Source organism: Frankia gtarii (genome assembly GCF_025403375.1).
Lineage (GTDB): Bacteria > Actinomycetota > Actinomycetes > Frankiales > Frankiaceae > Frankia > Frankia gtarii.
In genome coordinates, this window is record NZ_JAMPTM010000298.1 from 1 (window position 1) to 7,912 (window position 7,912).

Genomic DNA, 7,912 nt, shown 5'->3' on the forward strand with positions numbered 1-7,912 from the left:
GGTGATGGGTGACTCAGGGGGCTTCGGGGGCGCCCTCGGCGGGTTGCCAGAAGGGGATCTCGGGCGGGTCGATGACCCCGGCGTCTCGCATGAGAATGTCGATGGCGGGCGGGTCGATGAAGAACTGGTGGAAGGCCTCGGTGGGCCGCCAGACGTCGAGCACGATGAGCTGACCGTCGCCGGCAACGAAACAATGGGGCACGACGCCTACCTTTTGCCGAATATGCGATGGGATCCCGGCCGCGGTGACGAAACGTCCGGGCGGCTGGTGGGCCGTCCCGGCGCCGTCACGACTGCCTTCGCTCGATGATGCCCCGCAGAAACGCCGCTTGGCCCACATGCTGGAGGTCGTCCGAAACGACGCTGATCAGGCGGACCCCAAGGGTGACAGGGGGCTCCCACCGTTCGTCCACCACGCGGTCGAAGTCGCCGTCGGTGAGCGTGGCGAGGTAGCGGACGGTCTGGTCGTGGACGGCCTCGTGGTAGCCGACGAGCAGCGCCGGGTCGGCCACCCGGACCGCGTCGACCTCCTCGGTCGTGTGCCCGTAGCCGATCGACGTGACGGGCAGCGCCAGCGCGAACCGGTCCGCGAAGCCGCCCGCGGTCCAGACCTGCTCGAGCCCGGCGACGTCGGCGACGTGGTCGTCCTGAACCCGGGTCAGGTGCCACACCAACCAGCCGATGGAGTTGGCCGTCCCGTCGACGCGGAGGGCGAGCTGCTCCTCGTCGAGCTCGGCGACGGCGTCACGCACCTCGTCCCGGATCCGCCCGAAGGCATCGGCGAGAAGATCGGAACCGTTCAACGCGCGGGCTCCCCTCACATGGTCGCTGCAGTTCGACGGCGTCGGGGGCGATCTTAGGGCGGCGGGTCCGGCCCGGTTCCGGCACCGGCCTCGCGCCCAGCCGGCTGCGCCGGTGATGACGTCGACCGCCGGGGTGGCAGCCAGGCACAATCGGGCCGTGGAGATCTGCGTGCTGGGCCCGCTGGAGGTCCGGACCGGATCCGGGATCTCCGCGGCGACGGTCGACGTCGGCGGTGCCCGCCTGCGCACGCTGCTCATCCTGCTCGCCCTCGATCCCGGCCGGACCGTGACGACCCAGCGGTTGGTGTCCGGGCTGTGGGCCGACGAGCCGCCGGCCGCTGCGGGCCGGGGACGCGACGCGGGCGGCCATGCTTCTGCGGGCGGCGCTCGAGCTGTGGCGGGGCCCGCCGCTCGCCGATGTCGCCGACGCCCCCTTCGCCCGCGCCACCGTCGCTCGGCTCGACGAACGCCGCCTCGCCGCGATCGAGGGCCGCGTCGAGGCCGACCTGCGCCTGGGCGCCGGGGCGGAGCTGGTACCCGAGCTGGCTGAGCTCGTCTGGGCCCATCCCATCCGCGAGTCGCTGACGGCTGCGCTGATGCGGGCCCTCTGCGCGGCCGGCCGGCCCGGTGCCGCCCTCGACGCCTACGAACGGCTCCGTGCCCAGCTGGCGGACAAGGTCGGCGCGGATCCCTCGGGCGAGCTGCGCGGCCTGCACGTGACTGTCCTACGCGGTTCCGATTCCGGAGGTGGCGCCGATCCGCCGATCGGCGCCGGTCCTGTGGGCGTGGCCGGTCCTGTGGGCGTGGCCGGATCCGTGGGCGGCCTCGCCGATCCGCCGGGTCTGGGCACCCTGCCGGGTGGATTGCGCACCAACCTGCGTGCCGCGCTGACCAGCTTCGTCGGTCGCTCGCAGGAGGCGGACCGGGTCGAGGAGCTGGTTCGCGGCGCTCGGCTCGTCACGCTCGTCGGACCGGGCGGGGCGGGCAAGACACGGCTGGCCGTGGAGACCGCCCGCATGTTGCTCGACGGCGCGGGTGCGTCCGTCGAGTTCCTGCCGGACGGTGCCTGGCTGGTCGAGCTCGCTCCGGTGACGGCCGCGGCCGACCTGCCCCCGGCTGTGTTCGCCGCGCTCGGGCTGCGCGAGCAGGTGGTGATGAACGCGCTGCGCATGCGTGGCGTGGCTGACAGCGATCCGGTGCAGCGGCTCGCCGCCGCCCTCGCCGGCCGCCGGCTGCTGCTCGTCCTGGACAACTGCGAGCACCTCCTCGACCCGGCCGCCGCCCTGGTCGAGGAGCTGCTCGGGGCCTGCCCGCAGGTGCGGGTCCTGGCGACCAGCCGGGAGCCGCTGGCGATCACCGGGGAGACCTTGTGGCCGGTCGGGCCGCTCGAGCTGCCGCCGGAAGAGCTCGATCCCGGGGCCGACCCGGCGGCGATCGTCCGCTACCCGGCGGTGCGACTGTTCACCGACCGAGCCGTCTCCGTCCGGCCCGGGTTCCGGCTCGACGTCTCCTCGGCAGACGTCTCCCCGGCGGATGTCTCCCCGGGGGGCGGCCAGGCAGCGGCGGTGGTGCACATCTGCCGGGCGCTGGACGGGATGCCCCTGGCCATCGAGCTGGCCGCGGCACGGTTGCGGGCGATGACCCCGGAGCAGGTCGCCGCCCGCCTCGACGATCGATTCCGGCTGCTCACCTCCGGCAGCCGGACCGCCCTGCCGCGGCACCGGACGCTCGCGGCCGTGGTCGACTGGAGCTGGGACCTGCTCGACGAGTCCGAACGGGTGCTGTGGCGGCGGCTGGCGATCTTCCCCGGCGGGGTGACGCCGGCCAGTGCCCGGGCGGTGTGCGCGGACGCGCTCGCGGCGGCGGGCGACACCGCGGGTAGGCGGCTCGACCCCGACGGCGTTCCCGATCTGCTCACTGCTCTGGTGGAGAAGTCGCTGCTGGTCAGTGACACCGGGGACGGTCGTGACGGCGCCGCCGCGGCGCGCTACCGGCAGTTGGAGACGATCCGGGAGTACGGGCTGCAACGGCTCGGCGAGGCGGGGGAGCGCGAACCTCTTCGCACGGCGCACGCGGCGTACTTCCTGCGGCTGGCCGAGACCGCCGAACCGGAGCTGCGCGGAGGCGACCAGCTGCGGTGGCTGCGCCGGCTGACCGTCGAGCAGGACAACCTGCACGCCGCACTGCGCGAAGCGATCGCCGCCGGCGACGCGCTGACCGCGGTGCGCATGTCCGCCGCGCTGGGCTGGTACTGGTGGCTGCGCGGGCACAAGCTGGAGGGCTCCGAGCTCGCCGCCGCAGCTCTCGACCTGCCGGGGGATGCGCCGTCGGGGGCGCGGGCGATGGCTGGCACGCTGGCCGCCCTCAACGCCTTCGACGGGTTCCAGGACGCGGACAGCGCACTGCGGCTGCTGCGGGCCGCGGTGCGCGACACCGGCGACCTGGTCAGCGACCATCCCGTGCTGCCGCTGCTCAAGGGCCTGCGCCTGATGCTGGAGGGCGGCCTCGGGGAGGCGCCGCTCGACGCCTTCCGGGAGTGCTTCGACCTGCCGGACACCTGGACGCGGTCGATGGCCCGCGTCCTGTTCGCCTACCTGTCGATGAACTTGGGTGACCATTTCGACGAGGCGGGCGAGGAGACCCGGGCGGCCCTGGCGGACTTCGAGGTTCTCGGCGAGCGCTGGGGCATGGCGTTCGCCAACGGTGCCCTCGGCGAGCTCGCCGGCCTGCGCGGCGAGCACCGGGCCGCGGTGGAGTTCTTCCGTCGTGCCACCCGGTTCACCGCGGAGCTCGACTCCACCGAGGACATCGGCCAGTTCCAGCTGAACCTGGTGGGCGCCGCGATGGCGTTGGGGGACTTCCCGCAGGCCCGTGCCGCGCTCGCCGCCGCCCGCCGCAGCGCGCAGCTCCTCGGCACGCCCGAGCTGCTCGCCGGCGTCGACCTCAGTGAGGCGGAGCTCGCCCGGCTGGAGGGCGACCTGCCCCGGGCCCGGGCGCTGGCCATCAGCGCGGCCGCCGGCATCTTGAATCGCTCGGTGCCCCCCCAGTTCCGGTCGATGGCCGGCACCTCGGTGGCCTTCGTCGAGCTCGCCGGCGGTCGCCTCGACGCCGCCCGGGAGATCCTCGCCGCCGCGCTGGACGAGGCCGTCCGCTCCACCGACGCCCCGGCGACGGCCCGGGTACTCGTCGCCGTCGCCGACCTGGCCCTGCGCGACGGCGCACCGGAGCAGGCCGCCCGGGTGCTCGGCGCCTGCGCCCTGATCAGCCGCTCCGGTGACCGCGACTACGTTCGGGTCGAGCGGGCGGCCCGGGCGGCGCTGGGCGAGGCAGCGTTCGCCGCGGCGGTCGTGGCCGGCCGGGCCGTCCCACTGTCCGCCTCGCTGGACCTCGCGGGCCTGCCGCCGGTGGCCTGGCCGCCCCGGTTGCCCGACCTCACCGCGACCAGCTAGGCCAGCGATCAGACCCGCCGCTTGAACGCGGCCACGGCCAGCGGCGCGAACACCGCGGCCAGGCCCGCGGCCCACAGCAGCGCGTGCCACGCCGGGGTCCAGACCGGCCCGGAGACGAGCAGGCCGCGAGTGGCGTCGGCGAGCGCCGTGACCGGGTTGACCTTGACGAACGCCTGCAGCCAGCCGGGCATGGTCGTCGTCTGGACGAAGGCGTTGCTGACGAACGTCAACGGAAAGATCAACGTGAAGCCGAAGATCATCACCTTCTCCGGCTCGGAGACGAGCATGCCGACGAGCACGGAGATCCACGACGCCGCCAGTGCGAACAGCACCACCAGGCCGCAGGCGGCCAGCGCCTGCAGCGGCCCGGTCTGCACCCGGAAGCCGAGGATGTAGCCGAGGCCGAGCAGCATGGCGATGGCCCAGATCTGCTTGGTCATGTCGGCGAGGATCCGCCCGGCCAGCGGCGCGGAGCGGGCGATCGGCAGCGAACGCAGCCGGTCGAACACCCCCTTGGTGAGGTCGGTGTTCAGCCCGGTGCCAGTGTTGAGCGTCGTGAACAGGGTGTTCTGGACGATGATGCCGGGCAGCGCGAACGTCAGGTAGTCGCCGGTCGAGCCGGAGATCGCCCCGCCGAACACGTAGGTGAACAGCAGCAGGAACATCAGCGGCTGGACGCTGAAGTCGAGCAGCTCCATCGGGTTGTGCTTGACCTGCACGAGGGTGCGCCAGGCCAGCGTGGCGGTGTGGCGAAGCGCGTCGAGCGGGGAGACCCGTGCGGAGCCGACGGGTTCGGGATGGCCGGTCGTCCCGGGGATCGGTCCCGGCAGGGCGGTCACTGCGCTCATCGCGGGTCAGCTCCTCGTCGCCGCGGGAATCCGCGCGGCCGGGTCGTCGACGGCCGGCTCGCCGCCGGTCACGTCGGTGGGGGAGGTCGGCTTGGCGGAGGTCGGGCCGTCCGTGGCCGGATGACCGGTCAGCGCGAGGAAGACCTCGTCCAGGCTGGAGCTGCGCAGGGTGATCTCGCCGATGGGCACGCCGGCGTCGTCGAGGCGGCGCACGAGCGCCGGGAGCACGGCCGGATCGGTGACGCGGGCGCTGACGAGGCTGCCCGCGACCTCGGGCGCCACCCCGGCCAGCTCCGCCACCGCCGCCACCACCAGTGGCATGTCGGTGACGTCCCCGGGGCGGACCGCCAGGGTCTGCGCGCCGGTCTGCTTCTTCAACGCCTCCGGCGAGCCGTGGGCGATGATCCGCCCATGGTCGACGACCGCGATGTCGTCGGCGAGCTGGTCGGCCTCCTCGAGGTACTGCGTCGTGAGCAGCACGGTGACGCCGTGGCCGCCGACGAGGTCGCGCACCACGTCCCACATCTCGTTGCGGCTGCGCGGGTCCAGGCCGGTGGTGGGCTCGTCGAGGAACAGCAGCCGCGGGCGGCCGACCAGGCTCGCGGCGAGGTCGAGGCGCCGACGCATGCCGCCGGAGTAGGCCCGCGCCGGGCGGTCCGCGGACTCGGCGAGCCGGAAGTCGGCGAGCAGCTCGCGGGCGCGGGCTTTCGCCGCGGACCTGGACAGTCCGAGCAACCGGCCGATCATCAGCAGGTTCTCGTGGCCGGTGAGCATCTCGTCCACCGACGCGTACTGCCCGGTGAGTCCGACGAGCTGGCGTACCCGGTGGCCGTCGTGGCGCACGTCGTATCCGCCGACCAGGGCCCGCCCGGCGTCCGGCTGGATGAGGGTTGCCAGCACGCGGACCGCGGTGGTCTTGCCGGCGCCGTTGGGGCCGAGCAGGCCGAAGACCGTGCCGGCCGGCACGGTCAGGTCGACGCCCGCGAGCGCAGTCGTCGCGCCGTAGCGCTTGACCAGCCCCTCGGCGACGATCGCGGGACTGAAGTGTTCGTGTCTGACCGTCATGTCGATCATCATGCGGTCCACCACTGACAATCCGGCGAGACGCCGGTGCTCCGGCGCGTGCCGCGCCGACGCCGTGCTGACACCCGGCTGACGCCGGCCCGCTGACGCCGGCCCGCTGACGCCGCGCCCGAGCTCCTGACGGGTGGCCGACCCTCCTTGCCTTCCACAGGGTCCGGCGTCCGGTTTGCCCCTGTGGAAGGGCAAGGAACGTGCGGTCAGCCGGTGCGGCGGCGGGACGCGGGTCGCAGGGACGGGTCCCCGCTGTAGTGCTCGACGCCGGCGATGTCGGTGCCCGGGGGGACGACCTTGTCGATGGCGTCGAGGGTGGTCGCGTCGAGGGTGACGTCGGCGCCGGCGAGCACGTCGTCGAGCTGCTCCATCGTCTTCGGCCCGATGATCGTCGACGTCACCGCCGGGTGGCTGTCCACGAACGCCAGCGCCAGGTGGGTCAGCGAGATCCCGGCCTGCTCGGCGATCGTGCTCAGCCCCTCCACCGCGTCGTACCGGGCGGGCGTGCTCGGGTCCTCGTCCAGCCCGGCACCGCCGCCGCGGCGGGCGAACATGCCCTGCGACCCGTAGCGTGCGCCCGACGGGATCTCGGCGTCCCGCCGGTACTTGCCCGTCAGCCAACCGCCGGCCAGCGGGCTCCACGGGATGACGCCCACGTCGTGGCGCAGCGTCGCGGGCAGCACGCCATCCTCGACCGACCGGGCGAAGATCGAGTACTGCGGCTGCTCGCAGACGAACCGCTCGCTGTTGCGCCGGCGCGCGGCCCACTGCGCCTCGACGATCCAGTCGGCGGGGAACGACGACGAACCCAGGTAGCGGACCTTGCCCTGATGGACGAGGTCGGTCAGGGCGCCGAGGGTCTCCTCCAGGTCGACGTCCCAGTCGTGGCGGTGCACCTGGTACAGGTCGAGGTAGTCGGTGTCGAGGCGGCGCAGGCTGTCCTCGACCGCCCGGGTGATCCAGCGTCGGGAGCCGCCGCGGTGGTTGCGCTCCTCGCCCATCTGGGTGAAGCACTTGGTGGCCAGGACGATGTCGTCACGACGGCCCTTGATGGCCTTGCCGACGATCTGCTCGCTCTCGCCCTGCGAGTAGACGTCGGCGGTGTCGATGAAGTTGATGCCCGCGTCGAGCGCGCGGCCGATGATGCGTACGCACTCGTCGTGGTCGGTGTTGCCGAAGGCGCCGAACATCATGGCGCCCAGGCACTGGGTGCTGACCTCGACGCCGGTCCGGGCGAGCTTGCGATACCGCATGGGTGAAGCCTCCTGCTCGTCATCGTTGGCCCTGCAGGTGTCCTCGCCGATCCCATGCGGCCGCGGCCGTCCCCCTACTGCCTGGCCGGAGGGATCGAGCGGGCAGGGCTCCGGACAGGCGGGGATCGTTCAGCATGGATCGTCGCCCCAGCAGACCGTAACGATGAGAGCGCACTCCAAGTCAACCCCGGGGCAGGTGAACCGGCAGGTGATTTCCTGGTTCCGCTCGAGTGACGATCCCGAAAACCGGAATTAGGCGGGGAAGCGGCCGTTACGGGCTGGGACGATCGTCCGCGGGCTCGGGGGAGGCCACCGCGTCGTGCCGACGAGACGTGCCTGGCGGACTGCGGCGGGACATGCGTGGCGGGACATGCGTGGCGGGCCGTGCCAGCCGTCCCCGGGGAAGCAGCCTTGGGACGGGGGCTCGGTGGAGACCTGTCTCTTATACACACCTGACGCTGCCGACGACTTAATAGGTGTAGATC

At 73.1% G+C, this 7,912-nt stretch carries 6 protein-coding genes; 1 reads left to right on the forward strand and 5 read right to left on the reverse strand.

Annotated elements, in window-relative coordinates:
- Positions 1–13: 13 nt before the first annotated feature.
- The gene (locus NBZ83_RS27460) at positions 14–202 is read right to left on the reverse strand and encodes a hypothetical protein (protein WP_261576079.1); all 189 of its coding nucleotides are present in this window, start codon (positions 200–202) and stop codon (positions 14–16) included.
- A gap of 85 nt (positions 203–287) precedes the next feature.
- On the reverse strand, positions 288–803 hold the full coding sequence (locus NBZ83_RS27465) for a mycothiol transferase (protein WP_261564606.1): 516 nt from the start codon (positions 801–803) through the stop codon (positions 288–290).
- Between the two features lie 338 nt (positions 804–1,141).
- On the opposite strand from NBZ83_RS27465, the gene NBZ83_RS27470 reads away from it, so the two are divergent.
- Positions 1,142–4,252: an ATP-binding protein gene (locus NBZ83_RS27470; protein WP_261576081.1), complete on the forward strand. Its 3,111-nt coding sequence runs from the start codon at positions 1,142–1,144 to the stop codon at positions 4,250–4,252.
- An 8-nt stretch (positions 4,253–4,260) separates the two neighbouring features.
- Here the strand turns inward: NBZ83_RS27470 and NBZ83_RS27475 are convergent, their stop codons facing one another.
- From NBZ83_RS27475 to NBZ83_RS27485, 3 genes are all read right to left on the reverse strand, one after another.
- A complete protein-coding gene (locus NBZ83_RS27475) occupies positions 4,261–5,100 on the reverse strand; it encodes an ABC transporter permease (protein ID WP_261564609.1) in 840 nt (279 codons plus the stop codon).
- Positions 5,101–5,106: 6 nt separating this feature from the next.
- The gene (locus NBZ83_RS27480; RefSeq protein ID WP_498041084.1) at positions 5,107–6,174 is read right to left on the reverse strand and encodes an ATP-binding cassette domain-containing protein; all 1,068 of its coding nucleotides are present in this window, start codon (positions 6,172–6,174) and stop codon (positions 5,107–5,109) included.
- 206 nt (positions 6,175–6,380) lie between these two features.
- Complete coding sequence (locus NBZ83_RS27485) at positions 6,381–7,427, reverse strand: aldo/keto reductase (RefSeq protein WP_261564612.1); 1,047 nt, start codon at positions 7,425–7,427, stop codon at positions 6,381–6,383.
- Positions 7,428–7,912 lie beyond the last annotated feature (485 nt).

Coding starts and splice junctions, on each gene's coding strand:
- NBZ83_RS27475 (WP_261564609.1), bottom strand. CDS start 5,100: ATGAGCGCAGTGACCGCCCTGCCGGGACCGATCCCCGGGACGACCGGC.
- NBZ83_RS27480 (WP_498041084.1), bottom strand. CDS start 6,174: ATGATCGACATGACGGTCAGACACGAACACTTCAGTCCCGCGATCGTC.
- NBZ83_RS27485 (WP_261564612.1), bottom strand. CDS start 7,427: ATGCGGTATCGCAAGCTCGCCCGGACCGGCGTCGAGGTCAGCACCCAG.